This is a genomic window from Rhodococcus sp. A14, assembly GCF_011603105.1.
Lineage (GTDB): Bacteria > Actinomycetota > Actinomycetes > Mycobacteriales > Mycobacteriaceae > Rhodococcus_F > Rhodococcus_F opacus.
Map to the genome: position 1 here is coordinate 18,572 of NZ_JAAOQS010000069.1, position 15,891 is coordinate 34,462.

Here is a 15,891-nt window from a genome sequence, read left to right on the forward strand (position 1 = left end):
TGGAGGATGGATCCATGGCACACGTACAACGTTTCGACCACATCGGCATTACCGTCGCGGACCTCGACTCGGTAACGGCGTTCTTCGTCGGACAAGGTCTCGAGGTCGAGGGCACCGGATCCGTGGAGGGCGAGTTCGTGGAGACCGTCTGCGGCATCCCCGGCGCGCACTGTGAGATCGTGATGCTGCGGCCACCCGACGGAGGATCCCGGTTGGAGCTCGCGGCCTTCGTCACGCCCGACCACGTGCCCGGATCGCCCACGGCGATGGCCAACGAGCTTGGGCTGCGCAACGTGTCCTTCGAGGTCGGCGACCTCCAGGCGGCCGTCGACGCGGTGGCTGCGGATGGGTACGGGCTCATCGGCGGCATCGGCGAGTACGAGAACAGCGTGCGAATGGCCTACGTGCGTGGGCCCGAAGGGATCATCGTGTCCCTGTTCGAGCAGATCGGCTGACGCGCGAGCGTTACCCAATCCGTCGCCATGGACGCGGCGGTAGCTCGACAACGTTACAGAATGCCCGTCTGTAGCCGTCCCGTGCGCCGATGTCGCCCGAGACGCCCGGTGGTTGCTGGACACCTCGACGACGATCCTGACCACAAGGCTCACCGGATTCCGCCGGGGGTTTCGCCTGAGGAGCACTTACGCCCATTACGCCCTGACGACTGAGAGGGCCGATCAACCGATCCGCAACGGACGTCCAGGCCTGTTCACAGACAGCGAGTCGCCCCACCCGTGCGGGCATCGGCTGCGAGGGGCAACGACGATCTGCGACGCTGATCAGACAACAGCGGAACACTTGAAGAGGCTGGAGATGACCGAAGCCCCGAGCAACGGCTCCACATCAGGTGACGAAGCGGTTACTGTTCGTGCCGAAGCGATCCGGGCCGCGGCAATCAGCGCGGCACCGAAGCACAGACGGCTGCTGCAATCGGCCAGGGGTGGTCGCATCCTCAGCGCAATCACGCTCCGGGTCTTCGCTATCTTCACACCCCCTGGGCACGGGTGCTCACGACGACCGGACGAAAGACCGGCCAGCAGCGCCGGAACTACGTTCGTGCGATCCGGCGCCACGACAAGGTGTACGTCGTAATGCTCCGCCCTCCCGCATTGGCAATCGAGAGACCCCTGGCCGTCTCGTTCTGGGTGTGGAACATGCGAGGCAACCCGAACATTCGCCTGCGACTGCGGCGCCGAACCTGTGCCGGTGTCGCGCGAGAGATCAGTGACCCGACCGAGCTGCAACAGGCACGAGAAGCAATCTGCGAGACAGTGCACCTCATCGACTACGGCGAGTGCCGTCTTCATCTGCGCGGCCGCCCTTCCCGGACCAAGATCAAGGATCTGCACCGCTACTGGTTCGACACCGGCATCCCACTCGTAATCGAACTCGCGGAGTAGGCGAGGTATCGGTGGAAGGGGCACCCGCACGCTGCCGCCGATACCTCGTGAAGTACGGGGCACGAACCAGGACCCGGGACGAATCGGACGGACGTCGAGCCTCCAGGTGGTCCCGCAAGAGGTTCTGTCACCGTCCGAACCCGCTGCGCGACAGGGGATCGAAGTACACCCTGGTCGCGTCACTTCGGGGATGCCGACTACACGAGGTCGGCCAGTAGCCGGGCGTCGCGGTCTACGGCCCAGAGGTGGGCACCTTCGTCGGCGAGTCTTTCAGCGGTGGCGATCTGTCGATCATCGCCGGTCAGGCGTCTACACCGCTGTTGCCGCAACCGCGTCCGGTTCCAACCGGGAGTACGTGAACTCGCTCGGCGCTGACGAGTTCGTCGACTACCGCGAGCAGCGGTTCGAGACGTCGGTGGCGCCGGTGCATGCCGTGATCGACACGGTCGGCGGCACAGTCCAACAGCGGTCCCTCGACGTGTTGAAGCGAGACGGGGTTCTCGTCGCCCTGCCAGCGGAGGTCCCGGACGAGGTCAAGGCCGAAGCCGAGCGACGCGGTAAACGGACGCGATACTTCAGCGTCGAACCGAACGCTGACACGCTGACCAAGATCTCCCGGCTCGTCGCTGACGGCAGAGTGCGGCCCACGGTCAGTTCGGTGTATCCCCTCGCCGAGGCTCGAGCTGCCCACGAAGAGGGCCGGGCAGGACACGTCCGAGGGAAGCTGGTCCTCGACGCGACCACGGTTGCTTCCTGACCAGCGTGCTTCGGGACGGGTGCGACTGCTTCCCGAAATGCGCTGGGCGCCTATCTCGCCCGGTTGAAGTTCGGCTTCCGGACGTCGGTGAGCACCGGATTCTGTCGGCTGCGCCCGACGGCGGCTTACGGTGCGGAAGCCACCTGTTGGACGATCCTGTCGTCGGCTCGAACCATTGACTCGAAAGTGTGTTCGAACTAGAATTCAAGGATGGGGCTCGGGGGAGATATCCAGGGGGCGTTGTCGGACGAGATTCTGGCGACCGCGGTCGGTGATGCGTGGCGTCTGGCCGAGGCGGAGTTGCTCGATTCGGTCGTTCGTATCTCGGAGGAGATTCAGCGACTCGAAGCCTTGCGCGTCAAGCTCGTCGGGGCCGTCGACCACCGCTGCAAGGTCGATGTGCTGGGGTTTCCGAACGCCAAGATGTGGCTGGCTTCCAAGACGTTGCTCGAGGTGGGCGCGGCGGGGCGAATCGTGCTGTTGGGCCGAGGTTTGCGTCTCCAGCCGGAGATCGCGGACGAGTACTTCGACACCAACATTTCGGCGGAGCACGCAGCGCTGATCATGAAGTTCTGCGAACGGCCACCCAAGGGCATGCCGCTCGAAGCGTTGGATGACTGCCGAAATGCGTTGCTGTTCGCCGCAACCGGTCCCACCGCGAACACGGACGCGGTGCGCGCCGTGATCGCCAGGCTGGAACGCGCCTTCGAGTCCGACGATCCGCCGCCCAGTGAAGACACCGACCTCAACGAGTTCCACGCGTCCAAGACGCTCAACGGCCGTGTCGCCGTCAGAGGCGACCTGGATGCCGTGACCGGTGAGATGCTGCTGTCGGCGCTCTCCGGACTGTCCAAGCCACGGCCCGCGCAGGACGGAACCAAGGACCCCCGCACTCCCGGGCAGCGGCGGGCCGACGGATTCACCGAACTCCTGCGCCGCTATCTCGACTCCGGGATCGCGGGCGAAGAAGGCGGCGAACGACCGCACGTCTCCGTCCACGTCAACGCCAAAGATCTCGCCGACCACACCGACTGCAGTGCACGAGCACAGCAGGATGCCGCTTCGTCCGACGACTCGCTCTTCACCGTCGATGGGGTGGCGTGGACCGAGTGGATGGGGCCACTGAGTCTCAGGGCAGCCCGGCTCCTCAGCTGCGATTCGATCTACACGCCGATCGTGCTCGACGACAACGGAGCGCCACTCGACCTCGGCATCTCCACCCGGACAGTCACGAAGAGGCAGCGAAAAGCGTTGGTGGCGCGGGATCGAGGATGCGCGTTCCCCGGGTGTGGTGCGCCGCCGTCCTGGTGCGAAGGTCACCACATCATTCACTGGTCCGCAGGCGGGCCGTCCGACATGGGTAACCTGGTGCTGCTCTGCGGATTCCACCACCGGCTGCTGCACCACAGTGACTGGGAGATAGAGATGGGAGCCGACCGGCACCCCACGTTCATCCCACCGGGGCAGGTCGACTGGGAACGAAACCCGATACCGGCGCACAACCGGGCCCGGCCCCGAGCGTCCTGACCGCGCGACACAGCGCACGCCGACTCGGTGACAGGACAAATCCTGTCGCCAAGCCGGCATGCCGTCGTGGCGGGGTCCGCCGGCCATCTGTGGGAGTACTGGATCGGTCGGCTGCGGCAACCGGCACCGGCGCGATCGGTCCGCAGGTACAGCCCAGCGGACCGAGTGCGCTTCCCTGCGGTTGTGTCCGCCCCCGACACGCGGGTAGGTGGTAATTCTTCGGCCAGGATGCGGCCGCCATAGCTGTCGCGTCCAATCGCGCGGACCCCACTGCGTCGATTACCGCCGAGGTGACTTGTGCGCAGCAGGGCAGGCGGATGCTCACCGCTGACGACATGTCCGCCCCTAAGAAATGAAACAAACCGATTGGCCCGTTTTCTGGTAACGTCTGCTTCGTCATGGTGGTCACATGACGACGCGGACGTCTCGGGCACACGAGTCGGCACACGCGAGGGGTGGAGTGCAGGTGTCGCCTGAGCTGCTGGTTGGGCGGCACCTGCACCCAACGCGCTCGCACACGCCGAAACGCACCGCTCTGGCAGGACGGCAACGCGCTGACCGTCGCGGCGCACCTCGAATGGGCGGGCGAGCCGGTGTCCACATTCCCGCTGGCGGGTGTACCCGGCGAAACAGTGCATTCACGCCACCGTTGGGACGACAATTCGAAGATGAACTCCACCACCGAGGAACAGCACATCAGCGTGGTGCGACAACGCCTGGCGGCACGATTTCCGACCATCGATTCCGGAGTGATCAACCAGGCGATCGACACCGCACACCACCAGTTCGACGGACGACCAGTACGTGACTTCGTTCCGTTGCTCGTCGAACGCGCTGCTCTCAGGTCCCTCACTGACGACACCTAGCGCACGGGTTCGGTGTTGGGCTCACTCCCGACGCGGAGGCACTGGTCGGCCGCAACGTCTCGACATACGGGACCCCGCCGAGCCGCTGGTGTCGGTTCGGCACCGACGTCAGCGAGGCGGGGTCGAGGTGTCGCATCCTGATGGGTCGACGTGGGTTGCCGCGACACTCCCTCAGCGTAAGCGTCGCCCAGAAGTGTGGGAGAGAAAGCGACCGGGAAGTCTGGGTGAACGTTCTCGGGCGCCTCGGTGGTCGAACTCCCGGTGCCGCTACGACCGACCCGCTCCGCGCTGGCCGCCGTCGACCGCCCTCGTCCGGCCCATCGTGCCACGGAATACCAGGTCAGCGGTGGTGGATTACGCGAAACGCTCGTGAACTTCTGAACAACACGAAGACGCCGAGGGGCTCGAATGGTTACGCTCTGCATGCTTTTTCGTATCGGTTGCAGTACGTACTGAATGGGGATCGGCATGACGAACATCAGCACAGCTCGGCCCGGATACAAATCCTTCACCCGCCTGGCGGCGGTCGCAGGTATCGCCGTACTTGCCATGGTGATGGGTAACGGCACCGCCTCGGCCGGTGTCGACAACTCCAGTTCCGTCATCGACGCGGACGGCAACCGCATCGAGGTCCTGCAGGGCGACACGCAGTATCAGGTCGTCCCGCCGCTCGACGGCGTACCGACCAGTGTCGAGTTCTTCCACAACGGATACGCCGCGGTGAACATCAGCGGTCCCGACGCCGCGGAGTTCGAGGCCACACAGCTCACCGTCGGATACCAGATCGGTTACCCGGTTGCGCTGGCCGGTGCGACCATCGTCCTCAATTCGCCCGGCCTCGGGTTCGCGATCGGGTCGGACACCGGAATCGACCTGGGGCTCGTCCCTGACTTCACGCTGGATCTGAGTGCGGGGACCAACGCGGAGCTGGCGGGTGACATCATCCCGTCGCAGGAGCTGGACATCGACCTGGAGCCGGGAGGTATCACCGAGGTCCCGCTGCTCGAGGGTCAGGAGTTCGACGGACCCGAGGCGCTGGTCCGGATGCAGGGCGTTCACGGTTCCATCTCCGGAGCGATCGGACCGGTCACCATCCGACCGTATGCGAAGGCCGTCACAGCCAACGGTGACACCGTCATGACCTACGGTGTGCCGCAGAAGCTCAACTGACCGGTGCTGGAACAGGTTTCCGTGGAACGCAACGGGTCGCCATCCCGATCGTGGATGGCGACCCGGCGCGGTTGTTCGCCTGGCGCGACAACGCCTACGACGCCACTAGTTCCTGGATCTTTTCGCGGGCAGCCCGCTCGATGAGCAGGAGCACGAAGTCGTGTACCTTCCGGTCCGCGAAGCGGCTGTGCGCAGAGCGTACAACCTCGTCGATGGTGTCCCGGGAGACGTCCGGGTACCGAGACTGGAGGCCGTCGATGACCCTGGTGAGATGGAGCCGCTCTTCATCGTTCCGCCGAATTCGGCGATGGGGTCAAGCCGCACCGAAGTCACCGGTTCGCCTCGTCCTCGGCGGGTCCCGCTCTGGCCGAGACGCTGTTCACACCGCGGGTCGGGTCGCTGACATGGGCAAACGCACCGCAAGCCAGGGCCTGCCGCTCCCGTCAGAAGCACGCGTCACGGGGGATGCAAGAACTGGTGTGCGCGAATCTGTGACGAAGGGCATCACCGGAGCGGATCGTCGAGAATGGTCAACTTGCACCGGCCGACGGAGGCCGCACGATGTCGGCGCCGGGTCGCCTGCCGCTTTCGACCCCTCACCTTGACTCGCGACAGAACTGCCGGAGTCGGTGAAGGCTCGCTGAGCGAAAGTAGCTAATCGTCACTCATTTCCACTGCGCTTGGCGATTGTCCCATCGGCCACGCGACAGCGGACGTGCGGAATTTCCTATCGCGCGGGCCTACTCCTCCTATCGTCGCTGCATGCCACCGCCCCGGCGCGGGCCGGGACGGTAGTTCGCGGCGCGGCGTTCACCGCACCGTCACCCCCGGCTGCTGAGGTGTCTCCGGGAAACACGGAACAACCGAGGAGATGCGGGTGGCGCGAATAAGACTCGAAGGTGTGTCCAAACAATTCGGCACCGCGCAGGTAGTGCGTGAGGTCGACCTCGACATCGCCGACGGAGAGTTCATGGTTCTCCTCGGACCGAGCGGGTGCGGGAAGTCGACGCTGCTGCGTCTGATCGCCGGCCTCGAGAGCCCGTCGTCGGGCCGCATCCTATTGGGCGAGAACGACATCACCAGGACACCACCCCGACAGCGGGACGTTGCGATGGTGTTCCAAAGCTATGCCTTATACCCGCATTTGACCGTCGCGAAGAACATCGGCTTCCCCTTGCGTGCCCGCAGACGGTCGAAGGACGAGATCCGGGAGCGGATCACCACCGTGGCGTCGGCGCTCGGTCTGCAAGACCACCTGGACCGGCGCCCCGCCCAGCTTTCCGGCGGACAACGCCAGCGGGTGGCGCTGGCACGGGCGATGGTTCGCGACCCCGGGGCGTTCCTGATGGATGAGCCGCTGTCGAATCTCGATGCCGCGTTGCGTAGCGCGACCCGCACCGAGCTCATCGACCTGCACCACCGGCTGAGGTCGACATTCCTGTACGTCACCCACGACCAGGTCGAGGCGATGACGATGGCGACACGAATCGCGTTGCTGAACAATGGGACGATCGAGCAGGTCGGTACACCGACTGAGCTGTACGACACTCCGCGTTCGACGTTCGTCGCCGCCTTCCTCGGCGCGCCACCGATGAATCTGTTCGACGCAACGGTGATCGAGCGGGCCGGGAAACTGCACCTCGTCGCCGACTGCGTCGACGCGCCACTCGGGTTGTTCGCCGGGTCGGCGATCGGACCGCAGAAGGTGACCGCCGGCATCCGGCCGGAACGCATCCGGCTGAACGGCACCGATGTCCAGCTCCGCGGTGTCGTCACCGCATCGGAGAACCTGGGCAGCGAAGAGATCCTGCACGTCACCGTGGGCAGCAGCGTCATTCGCGTCCGCGCTCCACGCCCGGTTGCCGCGCAGGTCGGCGACGCCGCCGCGTTGAGTGTCAGCCCCGAGGACATTCAACTGTTCGACTCCGGGACCGGCCGTCGGCTGGTCTGGCACGTTCCCCACGAGCAAGGGGCATCGCCACGCGATGCCTCGCTGTCGGTGGCATGAGCGCCGGCACGGTTCACGAGCCCCCACACACGAACAACAGGAGAACCTCAGTGAAGAAGACCCTGCCCGGGCTGGGCGTGCTGGTGACCAGCGCGTTGGTCCTGACCGCCTGCGGCGGCCTCGGCACCACAACCACGGATCCCGTGGCGAACAGCACCGATCCGGTGCCGGAACTCGCTCCGGACCAGAATGTGTCGATCGTGTTCGAAAGCTACAACTACGGTATGGCGGGAGCGTGGACCGACACCTTCAACGCCCTGATCGACGACTTCACCAAGCAGAATCCGAACATCCACGTCACAGCGCAGAAGCCGCAGGGCAACAGCCCGAACCCGGCCACCGACACGATCTCGAGCATCCAGAGCCAGACCGTGGCCGGATCGCCCCCGGACGTCGCGCAGCTCGGGTTCAGCGACCTGGACTTCACGATCCACCAGCTCGGCGCCCACTCGCTCGACGACCTTGTCGGCAAAGATGCGGTGCAGAAGAATTTCGACGGCGCGAAGCACTCGTACGCCCCGACCGCGCGCACTCTCGGGGACTGGGGAGGCGCCACCTACGGTGTGCCCTTCGTCTTTTCCACTCCCGTGTTCTATTACAACGCAACACTGTTCGAGCAGTCCGGGCTCGACCCGGCGACACCGCCGAAGACGTGGGACGAGGTCGCGGCCGCAGCGGCCGCGATCACCACCAGAACCGGCAAGGGCGGCGTGTACCTCGACTGCCTGACCAAGACCTCGAAGGACTGGTGCTTCCAGAGCCTCGTCCGGTCCAACGGCGGGCGGGTCATCGCCGAGGACCGGTCGTCACTCACGTTCGCTGACGACCCCGCGGTGCAGGTAACGGAGATGGCCCAGAACCTGGTGCAATCGGGATCGACCCCCAAGCTGAGCCAGCAGCAGGGCTACGAGGCCTTCGCTCGCGGAGATATCGGCATGATCCTCGAGACCAGCGCGATCCAGGGCACCTTCGTCAAAGGTGCCAAGGACAAGTGGGACCTGCGCGCCACCACGATGCCCATCTTCGACGGCACGGCCCCTGTGCCCACCAACTCCGGGGCCTCCCTCTTCACATTCGCATCCGATCCCGCCAAGCAGCGCGCCTCGTGGGAACTGATCAAGTTCCTCACCAGCGAGGAGGCCTACACGAAGATCGCGCAGGGAATCGGGTACCTCCCGCTGCGCACCGGACTCGTCGACGATCCTGCCGGATTGCAGGAGTGGTCGCAGAAGAATCCGCTGCTCGCACCGAACATCGCCCAGCTCGGCTCGATGGAGCCGTGGATCTCGATGCCCGGCAACAATTACCTGCAGATCCGGGACGGCATGATGGATGCCGTCGAAGCGGTCGTCTACCAGGACGCCGACCCGAAATCCACCCTCGACGCCGCCCAGAAGCAGGCCACCGCGCTTCTGCCCACCCAGTGACCCCCGCCGACGTCACGGTGATTCACCTGACGGACACCCACATCCGCGCCGAGGGTGACCTCGTCCACGGCACGATCGACACCCTCGACAACCTCGCCCGCGCACTCGACCGCATCGTCGGATCCCGGCAGCGCGTGGACGCGGTGGTGTTGTCGGGCGATCTCACCGACAACGGGGCACCGGAGGCTTACCGGCGGTTGCGCGAGGTTGTCGAGCCGGCGGCCGCCGAACTCGGGGCGCAAATTGTCTACGCCATGGGCAATCACGACGACCGCACCGCCTTCCACACCGAACTACTCGGACTCGACTCCGGCAGTGGTGATCTCGAGGCCCCACACGACGCGGTCCACGACATCCACGGTCTCCGGGTGATCGTGCTCGACAGCACCACACCCGGGAGACACGAGGGTTGGCTGACGGACGAGCAGCTGGCATGGCTCGACGAGGAACTGTCCCAGCCCAGCGGGCGGGGAACGCTCCTCGTCCTGCATCACCCGCCGATTCCGTCGCCGGTCGCCACGGTGAACTACCTCCGCCTCCAGGACCCCGACCGGCTCGCGGCTGTTCTGGCCGGCTCCGATGTGCGGATGATCCTCTGTGGGCACTCCCATCTGACGAGCTCAGGGGCGGTCGCGAGGATCCCGGTGTGGGTCGGCCCGGCCCTGTCCTACCGGGTGGACCCGATCGCGGGGGTGGGCAGCCACCGCGGCGTCGCCGGCCACGGCTTCAGCCGGATCGATGTCCTCGAATCCACGGTGGTCGCCACCGCGGTCGAGACGACCCCCGCCGAAACGGTCTACGACATCCCCGAACAGGACATGCTCGCCCGGTTGCATGCCCTCCAGCTCCGGGCGGGGTGAGGAGGCGATCGTGTTCGTTGCCGTACCGGATCTTGCTGACGCGACAACACCCGTCCGGGAACCGGTGGCGGTGCCTGCCATCCGTACCCACCCTCTGCGGAGGGTGGTGCGGGTGGCCGAGCCGTACCTGTACCTGACACCGGCTGTCGCATTGTTGGTCGTGTGGACCTACCGCCCGCTCGTTCAGGCGGCCCAACTCTCCACCTACTCCTGGAACCTGCTTCCGACCACCCCCATGGTTCCCGTCGGCCCGGACAACTACCGCCGGCTGCTCGAGCTGCCGGCGGTCGGTGGCTCCGTCTGGCGGACAGTCATCCTCATCGTCGGTCTGTTGCCGTTCACGCTCGTGTTACCGGTGGTCGTCGGATTCGCCACCCGCGGCGTCCACGGCCGGGCCCGGGCGATCTACCAGAGCCTGATCTTCGCACCCTTTCTCGTCGCCCCTGTCGCGAGCGCGGCGGTGTGGCAATGGCTCCTCGACCCAGGTGCCGGAATCGTGAACCGGGTGCTGGGCTCAAACACCAATTGGATTCACGAACCGGCGACGGCGCAATGGGTGATCGTCGCCATCACCGGGTGGCATTTCATGGGTTTCGCCGTGCTGGTGGTGTCGGCCGGGATGGCCGGCATCAGCGGGGACTACGCCGAGGCCGCGCAAGTCGACGGCGCGACACGGCGGCAGATCGACTGGTGGATCACCCTGCCACTGTTGTCGCCCACCCTGGTGTTCCTCGGACTCATGACCGTGCTGCTGAGCGCGCAGTGGACCTTCCCGCTCATCGACACCCTGACCCAGGGCGGACCGTCGCAGGCGACGACCAACATCTACTACTTGTTGTGGGACTACGGGTTCCACAGCTTCGACGCGGGCCTGAGTGCCGCCGCGGGCATCATGCTGTTCGTCGGATTCGGTCTCGTTGCGGGTGTTCTCGTGTGGATCTCGGAAAGGATCTCGTTCCATGACGACTAGCCAATCACTCGCACCCGAGCCGTTGTGGCGGCGAGCACGGGGACATGCGGTCCTCGTCGCCATTGCCCTCGGGTGCATCTTTCCCATCTATTGGCTGCTTGCGACGTCACTGCGACGGCCCGACGACGTCGGCTCCCTCTCCCCCGTTCCGTGGCCGCTGTCATTGGGCAACTATGTGGACGCGACCGAGAAAGTCGACGTGATCCGCCTGCTCGCCAACACGTTCGCCGTCTCAGGCGTCTCAGCGGCTGGTCAGCTCCTCGTGGCTCTGCTTGCCTCGTACGCGTTCGCGATGTATTCGTTCCGCTTCCAACGGCTGATCTACCTTGCGTTCGTCGGAACCTGGTTGGTGCCGTTCCAGGTCACGATGCTCCCCAACTATGTACTGCTGTACCAAATGGGACTGATCAACAACCTCGTCGGTGTGATCGTGCCGACACTGTGCTCCGCGCTGGGTGTCCTGATGCTCCGCCAGCACATGGCCAGCTTCCCGAAGGAACTGGTCGCAGCGGCCACACTGGACGGCCGTTCCTCGTGGTCGATCCTCTGGACCGTCGTGGTACCGAATCTGCGTCCCGCATTGGCGGCGCTGTCGATCCTGCTGTTCATCAATGCCTGGAACGAGTACTTCTGGCCCGCGGTGGTCTTGCAGCGCAGCAACGCCGTCGTTCAATTGGGGCTGAGGAGTTTCATGGGAACCGAGGGCAACGACTGGGGGCCGATGATGGCCGTCGCGGGTCTGGCATGCCTCCCGGTGTTCGCGCTCTACGTCGTCCTGCAGCGGCACATCGTCAACGCGTTCGTCCGATCCGGACTGAAATAGGTCTCGGAACATGGGGCGGAACAGTGACCGGGCCGCCCTCGCCGCGTTCCAGTTCGTCGGAATCGTCGACGCAGTCGAGGAAGGAGAACACCGCAGGATTCACCTCGCCGCCCCGCCATACCGCGTACAGGTCGATCGTCGGAATCGGATCGACCAATCTCACCGCCACAGTATTCACGCCCATCGCATCGAGTCCGCCCGAATTGGCGCGCGGCAGCGACGCGAACCCGACCAACGGCTTGACCGACACCATGTGAGCCGTCGCGCCCGGGTCGTCGGCGGTCTGAGCGACGTCGAGCGAGATTCGAGAATCGGACGCCGCGCCGAAGATGGAGTCGTACATAGCGGGGCACTGATCGCGCGAGAACATCACGCACCCCTGGGTCGCCAACTCGGCGAAACGAACCGCAGCCCGCCCCGCCCATCTGTGGCCCTTGCCTACGACGGCGACGAGTGGAATTTTCCCCAAGACCAGCCGGTACCGGAAGTCGGCCGTCCGCGGATGCCCGTACACCAGCGCTATGTCGAGCGTGCCGCCCGCGAGATCGACGAGCTGCGGTCCGGTTCGCTTCTCCCACAACGACACCACGACATCCGGGTGCTCTGCGCTCATCCGCGCCAGCGCCGCCGGCAGGACGTGCCTGCTGGCCGGCATGTTGTATCCGATGTAGAGGGTGCCGGAGCGGCCGTCCGCGGTGGCTTTCGCTATCCGCGTCGCCCTCTCCATGTGGGAGACGATCAGCCTGGCCTGTGTCACGAATTCCCGGCCCGCGGAGGTCAACCTGACCTCGTGCGAGTTCCGCGCGACGAGTCTCACACCGAGAGACTTCTCGAGCTTCTGTAGTTGTGAGCTGAGGGACGGCTGGGAGAGGTGCAGCCGCGAAGCGGCCCGGCCGAAATGTAATTCCTCGGCAATCGTGATGAACGCGACGAGATGTCTGAACTCCATAGTCACTCCCCGGCGACAGCGCCGCCTCGTGTCCGGTGGCTCGCTCTACAAGGCTAGCGTCGAGTCGAAACCGGGGGTGAACTACGCGAGTACGGCCTTCGCCGCGGACGTGACTTCTTATTTCTTGTCTTCGGCCTTGCCGACGCCTCCTTGATGCGCGGGTCCCACTCCGGAGTCGCTGCCCTCGGTCTCGGCGGCGTGTGCGGCGGGCTTCTCCTCCGCGGGCGAGGCCACCGCACCGCGGGGTGTCTCCCCGGGTTTCGGCGACTGCATTCCGCCGGAGTCCACATGGTCGTCGTGCTCCGGGCGTCCTTCCTTCGTGCTGGTCGTCCGGCCGTCGTAGGGCGGTGTGGCCGGCTCCGCGTCGCCGGGAGGCAGCGAGCCGCCGGCGGGCGCAGGGTTCGTGCCCGATTCCGCGGAAGAGGTGACCTCTTCCTGATCCAGAGACCCCGGCTTGCGGCCCGTCTGGCCTGCTCCGGCCTGGTCCGGTCCCGCGTCGCGTGAGCCCTTGGGGCCGCGCTCGGACTGTGGTTCCTCGTTCAACTGCGTGCCTGGTTCGGTGCCCATGATCACTCCTTTCCGACGTAGCACAACGCCGGATTCCTACTTCGTGTGTGATTGATATCTGTTGTAGCTATGCCCTGGGGCGCGAATGCGAAACCGCGTCTCCCGATCGGGGCACGGTGTGGCGCTGCGCCCCTCCTGATTCGGTTTGCGAACGGTTGGGCACTCCGAGAAGAGCGGACCGTACAGCAACGATGCGGCGCCGATCCCACGGATTTTTCAGCGAGGAGCTACGCCCGTGCCCAAGAACAACCCGCCCATTCCCGGTACTCCCGGTTCCGGTACCCCGTCGCTCGCCGAGCCCACGGAACCCACCGAGCCGTTGCCTCCCAAGCCCGATCAGCGGGCTCCCGCGCTGGGAACCGCGACCGGGCAACCCGTCGAAGGTCCGGATACGGCCCGCGGCCAGCAGGGTGAGCACCTCACCACGGCGCAGGGCGCGCGGCTGTACGACACCGATCACTCGCTCAAGGCGGGAACCCGGGGACCGACCCTGCTCCAGGACCACCATCTCCGTGAGAAGATCACGCACTTCGATCACGAGCGGATCCCGGAGCGGGTGGTGCACGCACGCGGTGCGGCCGCCCACGGCGTCTTCCGCGGATACGGTTCCGCCGAACCGATCAGCAAGGCGGCGTTCCTCGGCAAGGACGTCGAGACGCCGGTCTTCGTGCGGTTCTCCACCGTCCTCGGCTCCCGGGGGTCGGCCGACGCTGTACGCGACACCCGAGGCTTCGCGACCAAGTTCTACACCGGCGAAGGCACTTTCGACCTGGTGGGAAACAACATTCCGGTGTTCTTCATCCAGGACGGCATCAAGTTTCCGGACGTCGTTCACGCCGCCAAGCCGCACCCGGATCGCGAGATTCCGCAGGCGCAGAGCGCGCACGACACGTTCTGGGATTTCGTGTCCCTGCACACCGAGGCCACCGCGCACACGTTGTGGAATATGTCCGACCGCGGCATTCCCCGCTCGTACCGGATGATGGAAGGCTTCGGCGTCAACACCTTTCGGATGGTGAACGCGGCGGGTGAGAGTTCGCTCGTCAAGTTCCACTGGAAGCCGAAACTCGGTGTGCACTCACTGGTGTGGGAAGAAGCGCAGATCGTCAACGGCATGGACCCCGACTACCACCGCCGCGATCTCGCCGACGCGATCGAGTCCGGTGCGTACCCGGAATGGGAGCTGGGCATCCAGGCGTTCCCGGACACCCCGGACCAGACGTTCGAGGGCATCGACCTGCTCGACCCGACCAAGATGGTGCCCGAGGAACTGGCCCCCGTGCAGCCGATCGGGTTGATGACGCTCGACGCGAATCCGACGAACTTCTTCGCCGAGACCGAGCAGGTGGCGTTCCATCCCGGGCATCTCGTTCCCGGGATCGACGTCACCGACGACCCGCTTCTGCAGGCGCGGCTGTTCTCCTACCTCGACACCCAGATCAGCAGGCTCGGTGGGCCCAACTTCGGGCAGATACCGATCAATCGGCCCCAGGCCGAGGTCAACGACATGCTGCGCGACGGCATGCACCAGACGGGAGTCCACCCGGGTGTCGCGCCGTATCGACCGAACTCCCTCGACGGCGGTTGCCCGTTCCTGGCCGGCGCGGACGCTGCCTTCGTGGAGGTTCCGGTGCCGATGCCGGAGTCGACGAAACTACGCGCCGCCCCCGCGAGCTTCGACGACCACTTCTCGCAGGCCCGACTGTTCTATGCGAGCCTGAGCCCGGTCGAGCAGGCGCACGTCGCGGAGGCCTACACGTTCGAGCTGGGCAAGTGCTACGAGCAGGTGATCAAGGAGCGTGCACTCGAGGTCGTCGCGAACATCGACCCCGGTCTGTGCGAGCAGGTGGCGACGGGTCTCGGCCTTCCGGCGCCAGCGCCGAGCGTCGCCTTCGACGTGGCACCGACGCCCAGTCCCGCGCTGTCGCAGGTCGGTGCCGAGTGGCCGCTGGACGGGAGGATCATCGGCATCGTCGCCGATGACGAGTCGGATCTGTCCGAGGTGGCCGACGCGGTCGAGATGATCGGCAAGAACAGCATGGTGCCGCTCGTCATCGGACCGCACGGTGGCGAACTGGGGTCGGGCAAGGGCGCCGTCCCGGTGTCCCGGACGTTCCTCACGATGCGGTCGGTGGAGTTCGACGCGATTCTCGTCGCGGCGCCGGCGTCGGACCCGCGGGTGCACGTGTTGCTGACGGAGGCATTCCGGCACTGCAAGGCGATCGGGGGTTGGGCCGCCGGTCGCGGCCTCCTCGAAGCCGCCGGAATCCCGGCCGAGGCTCCGGGCATCGTGATCGCCGACGACGCGTCCGCACTGTTCGACGGGATCACTGCGCTGATGAAGTCCCACCGGGTCTGGGAGCGTCAGGTGTGACGTGACCCGGTTGTGAAGTGAATGGTGTGGACGAGAACCGCGAGAACTTGCTGTCCGCGCAGTGCGCCGTCCTCGGTCGAACTACCCGGCGTCCGGCGCGTCCTCGACCTTGCGGCGCACACCGAACACCCGACCTCCGGAGCAAAGGATGAAAGACAACACGCCACTGCGGGTGGCGGTACCGTCGCCCGCC

At 65.8% G+C, this 15,891-nt stretch carries 14 protein-coding genes; 12 read left to right on the forward strand and 2 right to left on the reverse strand.

Annotated features, from left to right (window positions below):
* The first annotated feature begins 14 nt into the window (after positions 1 to 14).
* From G9373_RS29275 to G9373_RS29325, 11 genes are all read left to right on the forward strand, one after another.
* On the forward strand, positions 15 to 455 hold the full coding sequence (locus G9373_RS29275; RefSeq protein ID WP_167118121.1) for a VOC family protein: 441 nt from the start codon (positions 15 to 17) through the stop codon (positions 453 to 455).
* 549 nt (positions 456 to 1,004) lie between these two features.
* Entirely contained in the window at positions 1,005 to 1,400 is a 396-nt protein-coding gene (locus tag G9373_RS46800; RefSeq protein WP_240483111.1) for a nitroreductase/quinone reductase family protein, read from the forward strand.
* 190 nt (positions 1,401 to 1,590) lie between these two features.
* The gene (locus tag G9373_RS29285) at positions 1,591 to 2,157 is read left to right on the forward strand and encodes a zinc-binding dehydrogenase (protein ID WP_240960802.1); all 567 of its coding nucleotides are present in this window, start codon (positions 1,591 to 1,593) and stop codon (positions 2,155 to 2,157) included.
* 210 nt (positions 2,158 to 2,367) lie between these two features.
* A complete protein-coding gene (locus G9373_RS29290) occupies positions 2,368 to 3,684 on the forward strand; it encodes an HNH endonuclease signature motif containing protein (protein ID WP_120660134.1) in 1,317 nt (438 codons plus the stop codon).
* A 668-nt stretch (positions 3,685 to 4,352) separates the two neighbouring features.
* Positions 4,353 to 4,550 (forward strand): hypothetical protein, encoded by a 198-nt coding sequence (locus G9373_RS29295; protein WP_043790384.1) that lies wholly within the window; start codon positions 4,353 to 4,355, stop codon positions 4,548 to 4,550.
* A gap of 468 nt (positions 4,551 to 5,018) precedes the next feature.
* On the forward strand, positions 5,019 to 5,720 hold the full coding sequence (locus G9373_RS29300; RefSeq protein WP_005567897.1) for an MspA family porin: 702 nt from the start codon (positions 5,019 to 5,021) through the stop codon (positions 5,718 to 5,720).
* Between the two features lie 901 nt (positions 5,721 to 6,621).
* On the forward strand, positions 6,622 to 7,728 hold the full coding sequence (locus G9373_RS29305) for an ABC transporter ATP-binding protein (RefSeq protein ID WP_317611526.1): 1,107 nt from the start codon (positions 6,622 to 6,624) through the stop codon (positions 7,726 to 7,728).
* A gap of 50 nt (positions 7,729 to 7,778) precedes the next feature.
* Positions 7,779 to 9,155: an ABC transporter substrate-binding protein gene (locus G9373_RS29310; RefSeq protein WP_167118128.1), complete on the forward strand. Its 1,377-nt coding sequence runs from the start codon at positions 7,779 to 7,781 to the stop codon at positions 9,153 to 9,155.
* Entirely contained in the window at positions 9,152 to 10,015 is an 864-nt protein-coding gene (locus G9373_RS29315; RefSeq protein ID WP_005567902.1) for a metallophosphoesterase, read from the forward strand. Before G9373_RS29310 ends, G9373_RS29315 begins: the two co-directional genes overlap by 4 nt.
* Positions 9,990 to 10,985 (forward strand): sugar ABC transporter permease, encoded by a 996-nt coding sequence (locus G9373_RS29320; RefSeq protein ID WP_206032749.1) that lies wholly within the window; start codon positions 9,990 to 9,992, stop codon positions 10,983 to 10,985. The genes G9373_RS29315 and G9373_RS29320 overlap by 26 nt, the downstream gene beginning before the upstream one ends.
* Entirely contained in the window at positions 10,975 to 11,808 is an 834-nt protein-coding gene (locus G9373_RS29325; protein ID WP_005567904.1) for a carbohydrate ABC transporter permease, read from the forward strand. Before G9373_RS29320 ends, G9373_RS29325 begins: the two co-directional genes overlap by 11 nt.
* Here the strand turns inward: G9373_RS29325 and G9373_RS29330 are convergent.
* Together G9373_RS29330 and G9373_RS29335 are read right to left on the reverse strand one after the other, a co-directional pair.
* On the reverse strand, positions 11,777 to 12,757 hold the full coding sequence (locus G9373_RS29330; protein WP_167118131.1) for a LysR substrate-binding domain-containing protein: 981 nt from the start codon (positions 12,755 to 12,757) through the stop codon (positions 11,777 to 11,779). The genes G9373_RS29325 and G9373_RS29330 overlap by 32 nt on opposite strands.
* A gap of 117 nt (positions 12,758 to 12,874) precedes the next feature.
* A complete protein-coding gene (locus G9373_RS29335; protein ID WP_043790345.1) occupies positions 12,875 to 13,324 on the reverse strand; it encodes a hypothetical protein in 450 nt (149 codons plus the stop codon).
* A gap of 235 nt (positions 13,325 to 13,559) precedes the next feature.
* Here G9373_RS29335 and G9373_RS29340 point away from each other — a divergent pair, with 235 nt between their 5' ends.
* Complete coding sequence (locus G9373_RS29340; protein WP_005567907.1) at positions 13,560 to 15,698, forward strand: catalase; 2,139 nt, start codon at positions 13,560 to 13,562, stop codon at positions 15,696 to 15,698.
* Positions 15,699 to 15,891: the final 193 nt, after the last annotated feature.

Bases quoted from the DNA above. Each gene is read 5' to 3' on its own strand.
- G9373_RS29275 (WP_167118121.1), top strand. From the start codon at position 15: ATGGCACACGTACAACGTTTCGACCACATCGGCATTACCGTCGCGGAC.
- G9373_RS29285 (WP_240960802.1), top strand. From the start codon at position 1,591: ATGCCGACTACACGAGGTCGGCCAGTAGCCGGGCGTCGCGGTCTACGG.
- G9373_RS29290 (WP_120660134.1), top strand. From the start codon at position 2,368: ATGGGGCTCGGGGGAGATATCCAGGGGGCGTTGTCGGACGAGATTCTG.
- G9373_RS29295 (WP_043790384.1), top strand. From the start codon at position 4,353: ATGAACTCCACCACCGAGGAACAGCACATCAGCGTGGTGCGACAACGC.
- G9373_RS29300 (WP_005567897.1), top strand. From the start codon at position 5,019: ATGACGAACATCAGCACAGCTCGGCCCGGATACAAATCCTTCACCCGC.
- G9373_RS29320 (WP_206032749.1), top strand. From the start codon at position 9,990: ATGCCCTCCAGCTCCGGGCGGGGTGAGGAGGCGATCGTGTTCGTTGCC.
- G9373_RS29325 (WP_005567904.1), top strand. From the start codon at position 10,975: ATGACGACTAGCCAATCACTCGCACCCGAGCCGTTGTGGCGGCGAGCA.
- G9373_RS29330 (WP_167118131.1), bottom strand. From the start codon at position 12,757: ATGGAGTTCAGACATCTCGTCGCGTTCATCACGATTGCCGAGGAATTA.
- G9373_RS29335 (WP_043790345.1), bottom strand. From the start codon at position 13,324: ATGGGCACCGAACCAGGCACGCAGTTGAACGAGGAACCACAGTCCGAG.